This window comes from Sphingomonas sp. HMP6 (assembly GCF_013374095.1).
Classification (GTDB): domain Bacteria; phylum Pseudomonadota; class Alphaproteobacteria; order Sphingomonadales; family Sphingomonadaceae; genus Sphingomonas.
Map to the genome: position 1 here is coordinate 1617352 of NZ_AP022672.1, position 16230 is coordinate 1633581.

Below are 16230 nucleotides of genomic sequence, written 5' to 3' on the forward strand. Positions count from 1 at the left end.
CTCACCGTGATCCCCTACCGCTTCTTGCCCTGATGCCGGATGTTGGCCGGTCGACCGCGATGCTTGATCACGCGTTTCGGGCCGCGTTGGTCGCGCTCCGGTCGCTCGCCCCGTCCCTCGACCATCTCGAAGCGGAGAGCGCCCGATACCGGGTTCGCCTCGGCGAGGCGTAGCGGCAGTTTCTGGCCGCTCGCGAACACCGTGCCGGTCTGATCGCCGATCAGCGTTCGGCTCGCCTCGTCGAAGCGGAAATACTCGCCCCCCAGATCGCGCACCGGCATCAGCCCGTCGCCGCCGATCCCCTCGACGGTGGCGAAGAAGCCGAAATTGGTGACGCCGGTGATGCGCGTCTCCAGCACTTCGCCGACCTTTTCGGACAGGAATGCCGCGACATAACGGTCGATCGTGTCGCGCTCGGCCTCCATCGCGCGGCGCTCCAGCATCGAGATGCTCTCGCCGATCTTGTCCATCGACGCCGCCTCGCCCTCGCTTAGACCGCCCGGCCCGAGATCGTACGCCGCGACCAGCGACCGGTGTACGAGCAGATCGGCATAGCGCCGGATCGGCGAGGTGAAGTGGCCATAACTCCCCAGCGCCAGCCCGAAATGGCCTATATTGGCGGGCGCATAATAAGCCTGCGTCTGCGTGCGCAGGACTTGCTCCATAATCTGCGGCCGCTCGTCGCGGTCGATCACCGTGTCGAGGATCTGGTTGAAGGTCTTGGGCCGCACCACCTGCCCGAGCGCGAACTCAATTCCAAAGGTCTTGAGATAGTCCTTGAGCGCGACAAGCTTCTCGCGGCTCGGCGCTTCGTGGACGCGGTACATGACCGGGGCTTTCTTCGCCTCCAGCGCCTTGGCCGCCGCAACGTTGGCGGCGATCATGTAATCCTCGATCAGCCGCATCGAATCGAGCCGCTCGCGCGGGGCGACCGAGAGAATGCGCCCCTTCTCGTCGAGCACCACGCGGCGTTCCGGCAGATCGAGGTCCAGCGGCGCGCGGGCGGTGCGGGCCTTATAGAGCGCCTTCCAGCAAGCCCAGAGCGGGAGGAGGATTTGCCTTAGCCCCTCCCCTTCAGGGGAGGGATTGGGGTGTGGCTGTGCCGACATCCCGCCGTCGAATTGAGGCACGGCCGCACCCCCAACCCCTCCCCTGAAGGGGAGAGGCTTATTGTCGATCGCCGCCTGCGCATCCTCATACGCAATATTCGCCGCGATCCGCACCACCGCGCGGGTGAAGCGCCAGGATTTCAGCGCGCCACCCTTCCCAACCTGCAAATGGCAAACGAGCGCTGCACGATCGACGCCCTCTTTGAGCGAACACATTTCCGCCGAAAGGCTCTCGGGGAGCATCGGCACGACGCGGTCGGGGAAGTACACACTGTTCCCGCGCCGCCGCGCCTCGCGGTCAAGGCTCGATCCGGGGCGGACGTAGAAAGAGACGTCGGCAATCGCGACGATCGCTTTCCAGCCGCCTTCGTTGGCAGGATCATCGTCGGGTGCCGCCCAGACGGCATCGTCATGATCGCGCGCGTCAGCCGGATCGATCGCGACGATCGGGAGGTGGCGCAAGTCTTCTCGCCCCGCGCCCAGCGGTTGCCCCGCAACCCGCACCGCTTCGTCCAACGTTTCGGCCGAAAACACGTCGGGAATGCCGAGCTTGTGGATCGCGATCAGTGAAAAGCTGCGCGGCGCGAACGGATCGCCCAGCACTTGGGTGACGCGCACCGTCATTCGCGGCGGGCGTCCAGCAAGTTCGGCCAGCACCAGATCGCCGACCTGCGCATCACCCGCGTCCGACACCACGAATTCGCGGCGTTCCTTCTTCTCCACCCCTTGCAGCCACAGCGTTGCGCCTTCCTGACGCAGCACCCCGAGTACCAGCTCCTCGCCCTTGGGCAGCACCTTCATGGGATGCGCGATCAGGCCGTTTCCGGCTTCTTCCGTCCGCGCCAGCACGCGGTCGCCAATGCCCAGCGCACCGCGCTTGCGTTCGCGCACCCGCAATCGGGGGGCAGGTGTGTCGGCATCCCAGCGTTCAGGCACCGCCCACACCGTACCGCTGTCGTCGACATCGGCGATGCGCAGCACGGTGACTTTGGGCACGCCGCCCATCTTGTGAAACGCGCGGCCGGGCGCTGCATCAATCAGCCCCTCGTCGCCCATATCCTTGAGCAGCGCCTTCAAGAGGATCTTGTCCTGCGCCGACAGGCCGAACGCCTTGGCGATCTCGCGTTTGCCGGCCGGCGCCGGCGACGCCGCGATGAAGGCGAGGATCTGCTCGCGCGTTGGCAGGCCGGGGGTTTGCTTTGGGGATTTGGACATCGTCAACTGCGATACGCGAGCGCGGGGCAAACGGCAAAGGGCGCGTCACCTGGTGAGGTGGCGCGCCCTTTGTAAGTCGTTCGGCGGCTGGCCGGACTTGGGCAAAGCCCAAGTGGTCGGACGCGGCTTGCCGCGCCGGCCGGCCTTGCGGAGGATGCGATTTAGCTACGCTAAATCGCATCCTCCGCTGCGGCTTAAAACTTCCCTCTTACCGTCACGCCATACGTCCGCGGTTCGGCCAGGAATTGCGAGAACAGGTTGCGGCCGCCGGGATATTGCGGATCGGTGAACGGCGCGCTGGTGGTGCCCGCCTGGAACGGGGAGTTGAACGCAACCTGGGCATAATTCTGGTTGAAGATGTTCTGGCCCCAGAACTCGAGCGCCCAACGCTCGTCCTTGCCGCGCAGACCGACGCGGGCGTTGAACAGTGCGAAGCTGTCCTGGCCCTTTTGCGGGAACAGGTCGGAGCCAGTGTTGTAATCGTCGCTCAGGCGCGAATCGATGTAGAACAGCCCCGACAGTCCACTGCTGCCGATCCGCGGGGTCCACGCCGCCGAGGCGGTTGCGACGATCAGCGGCGCGTTCGACAGCGCCTGGCCCGGCAGCTTGCGCAAAGCGGGATCGAGCGGCGCGCCGTTCGCACTGCCGACCAGGTTCGCGCGATACTTCGTGTCCTGGTACGTCAGACCCAGGCTCACGCGAAGGTCACGGATGGGCGCGAGCGATGCCTCCAATTCCACACCCTGCGCGCGGACGCCGTATCCGACATCGCTCGCTGGACACGCGCCGGTGGTCGCGCTGGCGTCCCGATCCGCGCCGGCTAGGCTCGATTTGCAACCATTGATCGACTGGACGAGGAAGACCGTGCCGTTGAACGTGTTCAACTGGAAGTTGCTGAAATCCTGCCGGAAGCCGGCGATGCTCAGCGAGAACGGACCGGTCGAATATTTCGCGCCGATTTCATAGGCATCGACGGTTTCAGCATCGAATTGCAGATTGCCGACCAGCGCTTGCGCACCGCCGAGCGAGGCGAAGCTCGCGATGGGTGCCTTCAACGCCGAGCGATCCAGGTTGAAGCCCCCGGCCTTATACCCACGCGAGAAGCTGCCATAGACCAACAGATGATCGATCGGGCGCCACGATGCGACGGCGGTGCCGGTGAAGCGTCCTTCGCTACGGCTGCTGTTGATCGCCACGCCGTTCAGTTCGGAGGTCGAATTGCCCTGGCACGACAGTCCGATCACCCCCCCCGCGACGGCCGCGAGCCCCGGGTTGGTCAGGAACGGCGACAGCAACGTCTGGTTGGCGACACAGGCCGTATTGTCATTGCCAAACAGCGCATTGAGTTTCTTCTTTTCGCGCGTGTAACGGCCGCCCAGCGTGATGTCGAAACGATCGGTCACGTGGAAGATATTGTGCGTAAAGACCGCCCAATTCTGGCTGTTCTGCGTATAGCGATCGAGCGTCGTGCCCTTGTTATTGATCGAATCGAGATTGTCGAACCCGGCGACAATGGCCGGGCCGGCCGCGCCGAACGCACCCGACAGCAGTGCCTTGGACGCGACGCAATCGGGCGACGTCGGGCTGTAGAGCCCCGCCAGGCCGCCCCCGCTGATAATGCGGCACGACGCGAAGCGACCGTATTGGTTGCCGAAGCGCAGATTGTCGGTGATGGTCGCGTCTTCATTGGCGAAAAAGCCGCCGACCAACCAGTCGAGCTTGTCCTCGAACAGCGAACCCTGCAGACGGATTTCCTGCGTGAAGGTGCGGAACTGGCGCTTCGAATTGCCGTCCGCCGCGCGGTAGAGAATGTCGACTGAGCTATAATCGATATCACCGCCCTGACCGGCTTTATAGTCGCGGTACGCAGTGATCGAGGTCAGATTAACCCCTCCCAGGCTCCAGTCGAGCTGACCCGACACGCCCCAATCGGTGGTGATGCCGGCATAGCTGCGACCGGGCGTCACGTTCACGTTTCGGCTATAGCCGGGGGACTGAATTGCGGTCACGTTCTGCCCGAGATCGCGCAGCACGTTTACGATGTTGTTGCCCCCGGCCTGGAGCGGGGCGAGTGGCGTCGAAGGATCGTTGAGGTTGCCGATATAGGGGCTGACCGAATTGTCGACATAGGTCGCGGCGCAGCATTTCTCATTGCGGCGCGTATAATCGCCGATCAGCCGGAACGAGAGGTCCGCGTTCGGCTGGAACAGCAATTGCCCGCGCAGGAAATAGCGATCGCGATCGTTGATGTCGGTGTTGTTGGCCGCGTCGTAATAGAAGCCCTTGCGGTTGACATAGACCCCGTCGACCCGTGCGGCGAGCGTCTCGGTGATCGGCCCGGTGATCGATCCGGCGAGACGATAGAAATCGTAATTGCCATAGGTCCCTTCGACATTGCCGCCAAAGGTGAAGCTCGGCTTCTTCGAGAAGATCGAGAGCACGCCAGCCGAGGCATTACGCCCGCCGAGCGTACCCTGCGGGCCGCGCTGCACTTCGATCCGGTCGATTTCGCCGAGTTCGTTCAAACCAGCACCGGCGCGCGAGCGATAGACGCCGTCGATGAACACCGCGACCGAGCTTTCGAGGCCGGGGTTGTCGCCCACCGTACCGATGCCGCGGATGCGGGGCGATGCGTTGGCTTCGCTGCCAGTCGACGACACGAGCAGCGACGGCGCGAGTTGCGTCAACCCGCGGATGTCGTTGGCACCGGAGTTAGCGAGCGATTGTGCGGTTACGGCGGAGATGGCGGCGGGAACATTGGCCAGAAGCTGCGAGCGCCCCTGCGCGGTCACGACGATGTCTTCGTTCGTATCGTCGGTGGCGGAGGTCGGCGCTGGCGTGGCGGGCGGCGCGGTTTGCGCGATCGATGGTGAAGCGATCCCGAGCGCCAGCGCCGATGCGGCGCAGGTGTACAGCAGACGGTTAAGCACGGCTCTCTCCCCGAAGCGGCCGGGAGCGTCGCTGCGTCCCCGTACCGGTTTATCGAAGATTGATGATGCCGCGCTCGACCTGTCTCGTCAATCACACCTTTTGCTTAGAGCAAACCATGTTGCCCTCCGGCAACACTCCCGGTTCGGCCAGAACCCTTTTTTCGAAAACCGCCTAAATCGCGCTGCAATGCAGCGCGACCGGCAGCGCTCAATAGCCGTTGAGCCGCGCGAAGCGTTCGCGGTGGAAGGCAGCATTGCCCCACATCGTCTCCAGCACCCGCGCGCGCTTGATGTAGAAGCCTGCATCATGTTCGTCGGTCATGCCGATGCCGCCGTGCAACTGGATCATCTCGCGGCTGACGAGATGCAGCGTGTCGCTCGCCACGGCCTTGGCTAGGCTCACCGCCTGATCGAGATCGCTGCGGCCCGCATCAATCGCCTCGAGCGCACCTTCGACCGCCGAACGCATCAGTTCGAGCTCGGTGAACATCTTCGCCATGCGGTGCTGCAGCGCTTGGAAGGTCGACAATTGCTGGCCGAACTGGACGCGCGTCTTCAGGTAATCGTTCGTGGTGTGGAATGCCTGTTCGGCCATGCCGAGCATTTCCGCGCACGTGATCGCGGTCGCGCGGTCGATCACTTGGGCGGTCAGCTTGGTATCGCCGAGCCGTTCGGCGGGGGCGCTATGGAACGTAACCTGCGCATGGCTGCGGGAATCGGTCATGTGGCGGGGCGAGCGCGTCACGCCGGTGGCATCGCTGACCAGATAGAGGCCGTCGGTCGCGGCGACGACGAACAGCCCGGCGCTATCGCCTTCCGCGACGAACGCCTTGGTGCCGCTGAGCTTGCCGTCGACGACCGTCGCGGTGATCTTCGCCGGATCATGCACCGGGCCTTCGTCGATTGCGAGCGTCGCGACCACTTGGCCGCTGGCGATTTTCGAAAGCCACTCAGTCTTGGCCGCGTCCGATCCGCCGAGCACGATCGCGCTCGCCGCAGCAGCGGTAGAGGCCAGCGGCGAAACGGCGAGGTTGCGGCCAAGCTGCTCCAGCACCAGCCCGAGCGACAGATAACCGAACGCCGTGCCACCGAATTCCTCGGGGATCACGATGCCGGGCAACCCCATTTCGGACAGGGCGCGCCACGCGGCAGGATCATAGCCCTCTACCGGAGCGGCCGCGCGCAGCTTGCGGAACGCAGTGACGGGAGATTCATTATCGGACCATTCGCGCACCATATCGCGCAGCATGGTTTGTTCGTCGTTCAGTGCGGCCATGTTCTAAACCTTCTATCTTTCTCCCTCTCCCGCTTTCGCGGGAGAAGCTACGAAGACTTGGTCCGCGGTCTTCGCGCGGGCCTAGTCGCAGTCGGTGAGGGTCTTTTTCTGCTGCGACTGCCGCGAAGAAGAAGACCCGACCCCAGACCCCCTCCCGCAAAGGCAGGAGGGGGCCTTAAATGCGGCTATTGATGATCCAGCATCCCCAGGATGCGCTTCGATACGATGTTGTTTTGGATCTCGGTCGATCCGCCATAGATCGAGACCGCCTTGCCCCACAGCCAGGTACGGGTCTGGGTCAGTTCTTCCTCGCTGAACCCCTCCCCTTCCCAGCCGAGCCCGGCCATGCCCATGATCTCGATCGAAAGCTCGGCGCGGTCCTGCGTGATGCGGGCACCGACATTCTTCATGATCGACGTCGCCGCCGACGGACCTTGGTTCGATTTCGCCTCCATCGCCGCGCGGCGCAGCGTCAGCGCGAAGGCGCGGCTGTCCATTTCGTGGCGCACGATCCGCATCCGCAGATCGCTGTCGGGTACACGGCCCTTCTCGTCCTCGCCGCGATACTCCTTGGCGAGCGTCCCCATCGGCTTGCCCGCGAACAGCCGCGAGGCACCACCGCCGCCCGACAGGCTGTTGCGCTCGTGCTGCAACAGGCGCGTGCCGATCTCCCAGCCCTGCCCCTCGCGTCCGACGAGATTTTCCTTGGGCACCTTCACATTGGTGAAAAACGTCTCGCAGAACGGCGATTGGCCAGAAATCATCCGGATCGGCTTCACCTCGACGCCGGGCGCGGTCATGTCGATCAGCAGGAAGCTGATGCCGCCATGCTTCTGGCTCTTGTCGGTACGGACCAGCGCAAAGCATTTGTCGGCCCACTGCCCGCCGCTCGTCCATGTCTTTTGGCCGTTGACGATATAATGGTCGCCCGCATCCTCGGCGAAGGTCTGCACATTGGCGAGGTCGGACCCGGCATTGGGTTCGCTATAGCCCTGGCACCAGCGGATTTCACCCTTGGCGATCGCCGGAATATGCTCCTGCTTTTGCGCTTCGCTGCCATATTCGAGCAAGGTCGGGCCGAACATCATGATGCCCATCCCGCCGATCGGGTTGGTGGCGCCGACGCGCGCAAGTTCTTCCTGCAACACGCGGATCTGCGCTTTGTCGAGCCCGCCGCCGCCATAGGCGACCGGCCAGCCCGGCACGCCCCAGCCCTTTTCGCCCATCGCGGCCTTCCATGCGGCTTCGTCCTCGCTCAGATCCCCCGGCCCTTCGAGCGCAGACATAGAATTGTCCTGCCCTTTCAACGATGGCGGAAAATTCGCCGCGATCCAGGCGCGCGTCTCAGTGCGAAAACTTTCCAGCGGGTTGGCTGCAACATCGAGTTCGGGCGCAGTGGCCATAAAACCTCTCCTGACAAACAAAAACTGAAGATCGGGTATGGTCCGGCGATGCCACAGTTCGGCGTCCCGCGAAAGGCCCTATCCGGAGCGCCTCGCACATTCCGCCGCGATTGGATAAGCTCGCGCCGGGGGGAAGGTCTTCATGCATTTCCAAAATCGCGCCGTGCCGATCGTGCTGGCCGCCGTGTTGATCGACACGATCGGCTTCGGCATCGTGATGCCGGTGTTCCCGACGCTCATCACGCGGCTCGGCCATGTCGGGATCGACGAGGCGACGCGGATTGCGGGTTATATGCTGGTCGCCTTCGCCGTCGCGCAATTCTTCGCTGGCCCGGTGCTCGGCAATTTGAGCGACCGGTTCGGGCGGCGACCGGTGCTGATCGCGTCGATGCTCGCCTTCGGGGCGGATTATGCGCTGATGGCCTGGGCACCGACGCTGGCGTGGCTGTTCCTTGGCCGTGCCATCGCCGGGGTCGCGGGAGCAGTTTATGGCCCGGCCAGCTCGGTGATCGCCGACGTCACCCCGCCTGAAAAACGCAGCGCCGCGTTCGGCTATGTCAGCGCCGCCTTCGGGATCGGCTTCATCATCGGGCCAGCGCTGGGTGGCGTGATCGCTGGCTTGGACCCGCGTGCGCCGTTCATTGCCGCCGCCGTGCTTGCGTTGGGCAATGCCGTGGTGATGCTGATCGCGATGCCCGAATCGCTGGCACCCGAACACCGTCGCGCCTTCCGCTGGCGCGACGCTCACATCATCGGCGCGTTCAAACCCTTGTTCGAAAGTCGCACCGCCCTTCCGCTTCTCGCCGTGTGCTTCGCCTGGCAGGTCGCGCATATGGTCTATCCCGCGACCTGGGCCTTTTGGGCGACGATCCGCTTTCAGTGGGGCCCCGCGGCGATCGGCCTCAGTCTCGCCTGGGTTGGGGTGGTGATGGCGTTGGTGCAGGGCTTTGTCGTCGGTCCGGTGATCGGTCAGGTCGGGGAACGCCGGGCGTTGATGATTGGCCTCGCGTGCGGGGCGGGCGGGTTTTTCGCCTTCTCCTTTGTGACGGCGGGATGGCAGGCCTATGCGGTGATGATTCTGGCGGCCTTGTCGGGCTTTGTCGGCCCGGCGGCGAACGGGCTGCTGTCGCGCCTCGCCGGGCCGGAACGGCAGGGCGCGCTGCAAGGCGGGCTCGGCAGCCTGGGCAGCGTCGCCGCGATCCTCAGCCCGTTCGCGATGACGCAGGCGCTCGCGGCAGGGGTCGAGCACGGATTTCCCGGTGCAGCCTTCCTGCTCGCCGCAAGCTTTGCGCTGCTTGCGCTCGGGATCGTCGTCTGGCGCGTGCTCGATCGCGGTCCGGAACAGCCCAGCGTGGTTGCGGAGGCCTGAGCGCCTAAACCTCGCGCCCCGGGCGCCGCGCCAGCCCGACGTCGAGATGCGCACCAGCATCGAGCAGCATCGTCTCGCCGGTGATGACGCGGCTCGCGGGATCGAGCAGCATCACGATCGGCCCGGCAATATCGTCGGGCCCCGCCGCCATCGCCATCGGCGTGGAGGCGGCGATGCGGGCGTTGAGCTTCGCAAAGCCCTCGTCGCCGAGCCGCTTTTCGAACCAGCCCGTGCCGACATAGCCGGGCGCCACCGCATTGACGCGGATCGCAGGGGCGAGCGCGCGCGCCAAGCTCTTGGTCATCGTGGTGAGCGCGCCCTTCGACGCGGCATAGGCGACCGACGAGCCGTGCCCGAACACCCCCGCCACGCTGGCGACATTGACCACCGCGCCAATGCCACCTTCCCGCATTGCGGGGGCGCAGGCGCGGATCATCTGGAACGGCGCAATCGTGTTGAGCCGGTAGATATCGATGAAATCGTCGGCGCTGAGCGCATCGAGATCCTCATGATTGGCGAACTTGGTACGGCCAGCATTGTTGACCAGAAAATCGATCCGCCCGAACGCGTTTACCGCCGCTTCTGCCAGTGCGCGGCAGGCCGCGTCCTCGACGATATCGGCCTGCACCGCGATCGCGCCGGCGCCGATCTCGGCCACCAGCGCCTCGGCATCCTCCTTGCTCGACGCATAGTTCACCACGCAGCGCACCCCGCGCGCTGCCAGCCGCCGCACCACCGCTGCGCCGATTCCGGTGCCGCCGCCTGTCACGACCGCGACCGCACCCTCCATCGCGTCCATCATGCCTGCGCACTCGGTCGGGCAGAGGCGCGGGCGTGCCAGTCGCGCAAGGCGGTGGCGTCCTCCGGCATCGCGACGCCCACGAAGACTGCGAAATCGATCGTGGTCAGCAACACGATATCCGCCATCGAATACCCCTTCCCGTCTAGCCACTCGCGTGACGCCAGCGCCGCGTCCAACTCCTGCATCGCCGCCACGACGCGTGGGCGCTGGCTCTCGCCGAACTCGGTATATTGCGGCTTCACGACGCGCGCGGTGAAGGGGTGGGTATGCTGCCACACCATCGCGAGCGGCGTCATCAGCCGCATCTCGACGCGGCGGATCCATTGATCGACCTCGGCCACACCGCGCGCGCCGCTGCCGAACATCGGCGGGCTAGGATGCAACGCTTCGAAGAAGCGGCAGATCGCGATGCTCTCGGTCAACACGTCGGCCCCGTCGATCACCAAAGCCGGGGTTTGCCCGAGCGGATTGACCTGCAGAAAAGCGTCACCGCGATGCTCCCCGTCGCGAATCGAGATCGTCTGCGTTGGCACGCTCAGCCCCTTTTCGGCGAGGTAGATGCGGACGCGGCGCGGATTGGGCGCGGGGTTCGGCGAATCGTAAAAGAGCATGATCGGTAGGCCCCACTGCATTTTTCGAAAGTCGCGTATGGCATTTAGGGCGCGCCTCGCCTAGCGGATCGCGGCTACGGTATCGGAAAAACCCTATATGACGACTGCCGCCGAAATGCTCGAAAGCGATTTCGCCACCCTGCCCGACCTAATCCGGGCGCATGCCGCCGAACGCGGCGATAAGGTCGCGCTGGCCGACGCGAGCGGGGAACTGGATTACGCCAGTCTCGATGCGCTGATGGACCGGATCGCCGCCGCACTACAGCGCGACGGCGTACAACAAGGCGACGCAGTCGCAATCGTCGCGTCGGCGAGCATCGATTATGCCGCGGTATTCCTGGGCGCACTCCGCGCAGGATGCGTGGCGACGCCGCTCGCGCCCTCGGGCACGCCCGACAGCATCGTCGCGATGATCGCCGATTGCGCCGCGCCGATGACTTTCATCGATGCCGATGCGGCCACTGCGCTGGCAGGGCAGCATATTCCGGGTAAGCTCGTGCATCTGAAGTCGCTCGGTCCGTGGCTCGCACCCGCCGGAGCCGTGCCGGCCCCAGTCACGATCCGCCCCGAAGACGGCTTCAACATCATCTATTCGTCGGGCACTACCGGCACGCCCAAGGGCATCGTGCAGAGCCACGCGATGCGCTGGGCGCATATCAACCGCAACGCCGCCGCCGGATTCGGCGAGGCCGTCACGATGCTCGCCACGCCGCTGTATTCCAATACGACGCTGGTCAGCTTCCTGCCGACGCTTGGCTGGGGCGGGACCGCGGTGCTGATGAAGAAGTTCGACGCGCGTGGCTATCTGACGCTCGCCGAACGACACCGCGCCACCCACACGATGCTGGTGCCGGTGCAGTACAGCCGGATCATGGCGCTGCCCGATTTCGACCAGTTCGATCTTGCGAGCTTCGCCTTCAAGACCTGCACCTCCGCGCCCTTCTCGGCGGCGCTCAAGGCCGATGTGCTGGCGCGCTGGCCCGGATTGCTGGTCGAATATTACGGCATGACCGAGGGGGGCGGCACGTGCCTGCTCGTCGCCAACCAATTCCCCGACAAGCTCCACACCGTGGGTCGCCCGGTCGAGGGGCATGACATTCGCCTGATCGACGACGACGGCAAGGAAGTACCGCAAGGCGAAATGGGCGAAGTCGTCGGCCGCTCGCCCGCGATGATGACGGGCTATCACGGCCGCAGCGAAGCGACCGCGGCGGCCGAATGGTTCGATGCCGAGGGCAATCGCTACATCCGCCACGGCGATGTCGGGCGGTTCGATGAAGATGGGTTCCTCACGCTGCTCGACCGCAAGAAGGATCTGATCATCTCGGGCGGCTTCAACATCTATCCCACCGATCTCGAAGCGGTACTATCGCAGCATCCCGCTGTCGCCGATTGCAGCGTCATCGGCGTACCGAGCGAAGCGTGGGGCGAGACGCCGGTGGGCTTCTATGTGCCGCATACCGGGGTGGACGCGGGCATCCCGGAAATTCTCGCCTGGACCAACGCGCAGCTTGGTAAGACCCAGCGTCTGTCGGCGCTCCACGCGATTGACGAATTGCCGCGCAGCGCGATCGGGAAAGTGCTCAAGCGCGCATTGCGCGACCGGCTGATGGAGACGATTGCATGATTTCGATTCGCGACATTCTGGCCGCCGCGACGCCGATCGAGAATGGGTTCCGCGCTGAAATCCCCGCGAGCTGGCTGCAAGGCCGCACCGCTTATGGCGGCCTGTCGAGCGCGCTCGCGCTGCACGCCGCACACGCGATCGAGCCCGACCTTCCCCCGCTGCGATCGGCCCAAGTGTCGTTCATCGGGCCGCTGTCGGGCACCGTCACCGTCACCGCGACCAAGCTGCGCCGCGGGCGCACAGCTGCCTTCATCCAGGCCGATATCGTATCCGAAGCAGGGCTCGGCTACCGCGCGATCTTCGTGTTCATGGCCGAACAACCGTCGCGGGTCGAACTCGCCGGGCGGCTCGACAGCCGCGTGCCGCCGCCCGCGCCCGATGCGACGCTTTACACCGGGCCGGACGAATTTTTCACCGGCAATTTCAACTTCTTCGACTTGAAGGAGCAGGCCCCCGGCGTCCCACTGGGCGAAGCCGGGTGGCTACGCTGGGCCCGCCTGCGCGATGCTGCCGGGATCGACCCGATGGTCGAGGTGATGGCACTCGCCGACGCCCTGCCCCCGGCCGCGTTCAAGCTGTTCGGCAAGGAGTTCGTGCCGGTCAGTTCGGTCACCTGGATCGTCAATCTGCTCACCCCGACGCCGACGACGAGCGACGGCTGGTGGCTGCTGTCAGCAGACTCGCAGCACGCCGTGAACGGCGGATCGAGCCAGACGATGATGCTGTGGAACGCCGATGGCGTGCCGATCGCGCAGGGGATGCAGAGCGTCGCCATCTTCGGGTGATCGCCCGCCCCGCGTCACCGTCACTCCAGCCTTGAGCCGGGGTGGCGGAAGGTTCGGTCTGCGACATTTTGCGACACTTTGTACGACCTGCGGGCACAGCAGCGCGACAGGTAACACGGCATAAGGAATGCAACGAACCGGCATCGCCCCGGTGCTGTCGAAAAGGTTGATCCCGATGCGCTACACCTTCCTCGCGTCCTTCGCCGTCACGGTGCTGGCGACTGCCGCCTTCGCCCAGAGCGGCGGGATGGGCATGATGCGCGCCGATACCAACGGCGACGGCCTGATTTCCAAGGCCGAGGCGACCGCGCAGGCCAATACCCGCTTCGACCGGATGGACGCCAATAAGGATGGCACGATCACCGCCGACGAGCGGCAAGGCCCCGGCAGCCGGATGATGGCGCGCGCCGGCGGCAGTGACGGCGCGATGACCCGCGCCGAATTCGTCGCACAGGCCGACAAGCGCTTCAGCCGCATGGACACGAACAACAACGGCCAGCTTTCACAGGATGAGATCAAGGCGTGGACGGACAAGGCCCGTGACATGATGGAGCGACGCCGCGCCGATCCGGCCGATGCGATCGCCCCGCCGCCGCCTGCGCCCAATCCGGGCCAGTAATCCCCCTTCTCCGGGCCCGGACGCCGGACGAGCGCCGCCCCCATGGGCTCGTCCGCCACGTCCCGCTGGAACGCCCCCTCCTTTCCAGAAGCCCCAGCCATGCTAGAGACCGACATCATGGGGGACACGCCACACCTGTTGCTCGTCGATGACGAACGCTCGATCCGGGAGCCGCTCGCGCAATATCTGACGCGGCAGGGCTTTCGCGTGACGCAAGCCGGCGATGCCGAAGGTGCTCGTGCAAGAATGACGGCTTACGCGATCGATCTCGTGATCCTCGACATCATGATGCCGGGCGAGGACGGCTTGTCGCTGACCCGCCACATTCGCGAAACCAGCGAAACCCCGGTCATCCTGCTCACCGCCCGAACCGAGGAGACCGACCGTATCGTCGGGCTCGAAATGGGCGCCGACGATTATGTCGTGAAGCCCTTTTCCCCTCGCGAGCTGGCGGCCCGCGTGAAGGTCATCCTGCGCCGCGCCGCCGCCGGGGGCACGCGCCAGCATGCGCCCGAGACCGGCTCCTTCGCCTTCGCCGGTTGGGTGCTCAAATCGGGCGAGCGCACGTTGGTCGACCGCGAGGGCGTGTCGGTGCCGCTGTCGACCGGCGAATACAACCTGCTCCACGCGCTGGTGACCCGCCCGCGCCAGGTGCTGACGCGCGACCAGTTGCTCGATCTGACGCAAGGGCGCGAGGCCGCCGCGTTCGACCGCGCGATCGACAATCAGATCAGTCGCCTGCGTCGCAAGATCGAGGCCGACCCCAAGACGCCTGAACTGATCAAGACGGTGTGGGGCGGCGGCTACACGCTGGCCGCCGAAGTGACGCGGCTTTGAGGAGCGGGGCCGGGAGGCTGCTGCCGCGCAGCTTGTCGGGGCAAATGGCGCTGCTGATCGCGGTCGCCTTGTTCGTCGCCCAAGCGATCAACTTCAGCCTGCTGCTGTCGGAACGCCGCCAGGCACGGCTTGATCAGGCGACCGGCCCGGTGGTGACGCGGATCATCGATGCCGATGAGCGGATCCATGCCGGCCGCGCGATCGGCGGGGGGAATTGGAGCCGTGTCCAGCTCGCTGCCGCCTCTCCGGTCATGCCTGCCGGGCAGCATGTGCCCGAGGTCGAGGCCGCTTTGCGCGGGGCGCTGAGCGATGCCGGTGTCCGGGTGAGGCGCATCCAGACGCAAGTGATACCGATCAAGCGCAACGACCCCCGGCTGCGCTATGTGAGCAAGATGCGGGTCGAGCGGCTGCTGCGCGCCGGGGCCGAGCTGATGGTCGCGGTCGAGCGGACCGACGGGCAATGGCTGATCCTCAATCTCCCGTGGTCGCGGAATGATGCCGCGATCTTCTGGCGGCTGATCGCGCAGACGCTGATCCTGTACGGTGTCGCGCTGGTCCCACTGCTTTGGGCGGCACGGCGGATTTCGCGGCCGTTGCGCAGTCTCGCCACTGCCGCCCGCGCGTTTCAGCCGGGCGCGGCGGTCGATCCGGTCGCGGCACGTGGCCCGCAGGACGTGCGCGACGTGATCGTGGCGTTCAACGCGCTGCGGCTGCGCGTGACGGCGATGCTGGACGAGAAGGACCGGATGCTCGGCGCGATCGGGCACGATCTGCGCACGCCGCTTGCGGCCCTTCGCGTGCGGATCGAATCGGTCGAGGATGAGGATGACCGGGTGAAGATGGCGGACACGATCGCCGAGATGAACTCGACGCTCGACGACATCTTGTCGCTGGCCCGGCTCGGCCGCCCGAGCGAACCGCCGACCGAAGTCGACCTCGCGGCACTGGTCGATGCCGTGGTCGAGGATTTCCGCGATCTGGGCAGCAACATCGTGTTCGAGGAAGCGGCGCGGCTGAAGATGCGGCTGCGCCCCGGCCTGATGCGCCGCGCGGTGCGCAATCTGATCGAAAATGCGCTGAAATATGCCGGCGCGGCGGAGGTCACGGTCACCGCCGAAGCGCGCTCGGTCGTCATCGCCGTCTGCGACCGCGGCCCGGGCATCCCGCCCGACCGGCTGGGCGACGTGTTCGAGGCGTTCACCCGGATCGAGACATCGCGCAACAAGGAGACGGGCGGGATCGGGCTCGGCTTGGCGCTGGCGCGGACGATCGTGCGCGATGCGGGCGGGGATATCACGCTGGAGAATCGCGACGGTGGCGGGTTGGTGGCGCGGATTGTGCTGGTGCGGTAAGGGGCGAAAGTGCCGAAAGTGCCACTCAGAACGGTGTTTTGGGGGTGGAAGTTCACTGAAGTTCACGCGAAACGCCGTTTTTTGCGGGCATCGTGCGGGGAAGGTTAGGCTAAAGTTAGGGATAAACACGTTTTGACGCGGATGTCCCGCGCGGTGGGATTGAGGGGCCGGCGGGGTCAAAGAGCGTGGGGTGGAAGGCTTGCGACGGCACTATGACATTGGGCGGGTTTGTAGGACAGATCTCTTGGTCAGCAGATTGGCGCATGGCCGATTTTGGGTGAAAAGCGGTCCTTTG

At 65.4% G+C, this 16230-nt stretch carries 12 protein-coding genes; 6 read left to right on the forward strand and 6 right to left on the reverse strand.

What is annotated here, in order from left to right; genetic code table 11:
* Positions 1–14: 14 nt before the first annotated feature.
* From HMP06_RS08070 to HMP06_RS08085, 4 genes are all read right to left on the reverse strand, one after another.
* Complete coding sequence (locus HMP06_RS08070) at positions 15–2324, reverse strand: ribonuclease R family protein (protein ID WP_176496627.1); 2310 nt, start codon at positions 2322–2324, stop codon at positions 15–17.
* A 194-nt stretch (positions 2325–2518) separates the two neighbouring features.
* Positions 2519–5254, reverse strand: coding sequence for a TonB-dependent receptor (locus HMP06_RS08075; protein WP_232089919.1), 2736 nt, complete (start codon positions 5252–5254; stop codon positions 2519–2521).
* Between the two features lie 208 nt (positions 5255–5462).
* Positions 5463–6530 carry an acyl-CoA dehydrogenase family protein gene (locus HMP06_RS08080; protein WP_176496628.1) on the reverse strand — a complete coding sequence of 356 codons (1068 nt, stop codon included), beginning with the start codon at positions 6528–6530 and terminating at the stop codon, positions 5463–5465.
* Positions 6531–6715: 185 nt separating this feature from the next.
* Positions 6716–7933, reverse strand: a complete 1218-nt coding sequence (locus HMP06_RS08085) for an acyl-CoA dehydrogenase family protein (protein ID WP_176496629.1) — start codon at positions 7931–7933, stop codon at positions 6716–6718.
* Between the two features lie 142 nt (positions 7934–8075).
* Between HMP06_RS08085 and HMP06_RS08090 the strand changes: the two genes are divergently transcribed.
* Positions 8076–9302, forward strand: a complete 1227-nt coding sequence (locus HMP06_RS08090) for a TCR/Tet family MFS transporter (RefSeq protein WP_176496630.1) — start codon at positions 8076–8078, stop codon at positions 9300–9302.
* 4 nt (positions 9303–9306) lie between these two features.
* Here HMP06_RS08090 and HMP06_RS08095 read toward each other — a convergent pair whose 3' ends face one another.
* Complete coding sequence (locus tag HMP06_RS08095; RefSeq protein WP_232089920.1) at positions 9307–10104, reverse strand: SDR family NAD(P)-dependent oxidoreductase; 798 nt, start codon at positions 10102–10104, stop codon at positions 9307–9309.
* Positions 10101–10715 carry a glutathione S-transferase family protein gene (locus HMP06_RS08100; protein ID WP_176496631.1) on the reverse strand — a complete coding sequence of 205 codons (615 nt, stop codon included), beginning with the start codon at positions 10713–10715 and terminating at the stop codon, positions 10101–10103. Before HMP06_RS08100 ends, HMP06_RS08095 begins: the two co-directional genes overlap by 4 nt.
* Before the next feature lie 97 nt (positions 10716–10812).
* Between HMP06_RS08100 and HMP06_RS08105 the strand changes: the two genes are divergently transcribed.
* The 5 genes from HMP06_RS08105 (at position 10813) to HMP06_RS08125 (ending at position 15935) form a co-directional block, all read left to right on the forward strand.
* On the forward strand, positions 10813–12342 hold the full coding sequence (locus HMP06_RS08105; protein ID WP_176496632.1) for a class I adenylate-forming enzyme family protein: 1530 nt from the start codon (positions 10813–10815) through the stop codon (positions 12340–12342).
* Positions 12339–13127 carry a thioesterase family protein gene (locus tag HMP06_RS08110; RefSeq protein ID WP_176496633.1) on the forward strand — a complete coding sequence of 263 codons (789 nt, stop codon included), beginning with the start codon at positions 12339–12341 and terminating at the stop codon, positions 13125–13127. The genes HMP06_RS08105 and HMP06_RS08110 overlap by 4 nt, the downstream gene beginning before the upstream one ends.
* A 127-nt stretch (positions 13128–13254) precedes the next feature.
* Complete coding sequence (locus tag HMP06_RS08115) at positions 13255–13746, forward strand: EF-hand domain-containing protein (protein WP_232089921.1); 492 nt, start codon at positions 13255–13257, stop codon at positions 13744–13746.
* 117 nt (positions 13747–13863) lie between these two features.
* Positions 13864–14583 (forward strand): response regulator, encoded by a 720-nt coding sequence (locus HMP06_RS08120; protein WP_176498433.1) that lies wholly within the window; start codon positions 13864–13866, stop codon positions 14581–14583.
* Positions 14584–14627: 44 nt separating this feature from the next.
* A complete protein-coding gene (locus HMP06_RS08125) occupies positions 14628–15935 on the forward strand; it encodes a sensor histidine kinase (protein WP_176496634.1) in 1308 nt (435 codons plus the stop codon).
* The last annotated feature ends 295 nt before the right edge of the window (positions 15936–16230 follow it).

Coding starts and splice junctions, on each gene's coding strand:
- HMP06_RS08115 (WP_232089921.1), top strand. CDS start 13,255: ATGCAACGAACCGGCATCGCCCCGGTGCTGTCGAAAAGGTTGATCCCG.
- HMP06_RS08120 (WP_176498433.1), top strand. CDS start 13,864: ATGGGGGACACGCCACACCTGTTGCTCGTCGATGACGAACGCTCGATC.
- HMP06_RS08095 (WP_232089920.1), bottom strand. CDS start 10,104: ATGATGGACGCGATGGAGGGTGCGGTCGCGGTCGTGACAGGCGGCGGC.
- HMP06_RS08105 (WP_176496632.1), top strand. CDS start 10,813: ATGACGACTGCCGCCGAAATGCTCGAAAGCGATTTCGCCACCCTGCCC.
- HMP06_RS08110 (WP_176496633.1), top strand. CDS start 12,339: ATGATTTCGATTCGCGACATTCTGGCCGCCGCGACGCCGATCGAGAAT.
- HMP06_RS08080 (WP_176496628.1), bottom strand. CDS start 6,530: ATGGCCGCACTGAACGACGAACAAACCATGCTGCGCGATATGGTGCGC.
- HMP06_RS08090 (WP_176496630.1), top strand. CDS start 8,076: ATGCATTTCCAAAATCGCGCCGTGCCGATCGTGCTGGCCGCCGTGTTG.
- HMP06_RS08085 (WP_176496629.1), bottom strand. CDS start 7,933: ATGGCCACTGCGCCCGAACTCGATGTTGCAGCCAACCCGCTGGAAAGT.
- HMP06_RS08070 (WP_176496627.1), bottom strand. CDS start 2,324: ATGTCCAAATCCCCAAAGCAAACCCCCGGCCTGCCAACGCGCGAGCAG.
- HMP06_RS08125 (WP_176496634.1), top strand. CDS start 14,628: ATGGCGCTGCTGATCGCGGTCGCCTTGTTCGTCGCCCAAGCGATCAAC.
- HMP06_RS08100 (WP_176496631.1), bottom strand. CDS start 10,715: ATGCTCTTTTACGATTCGCCGAACCCCGCGCCCAATCCGCGCCGCGTC.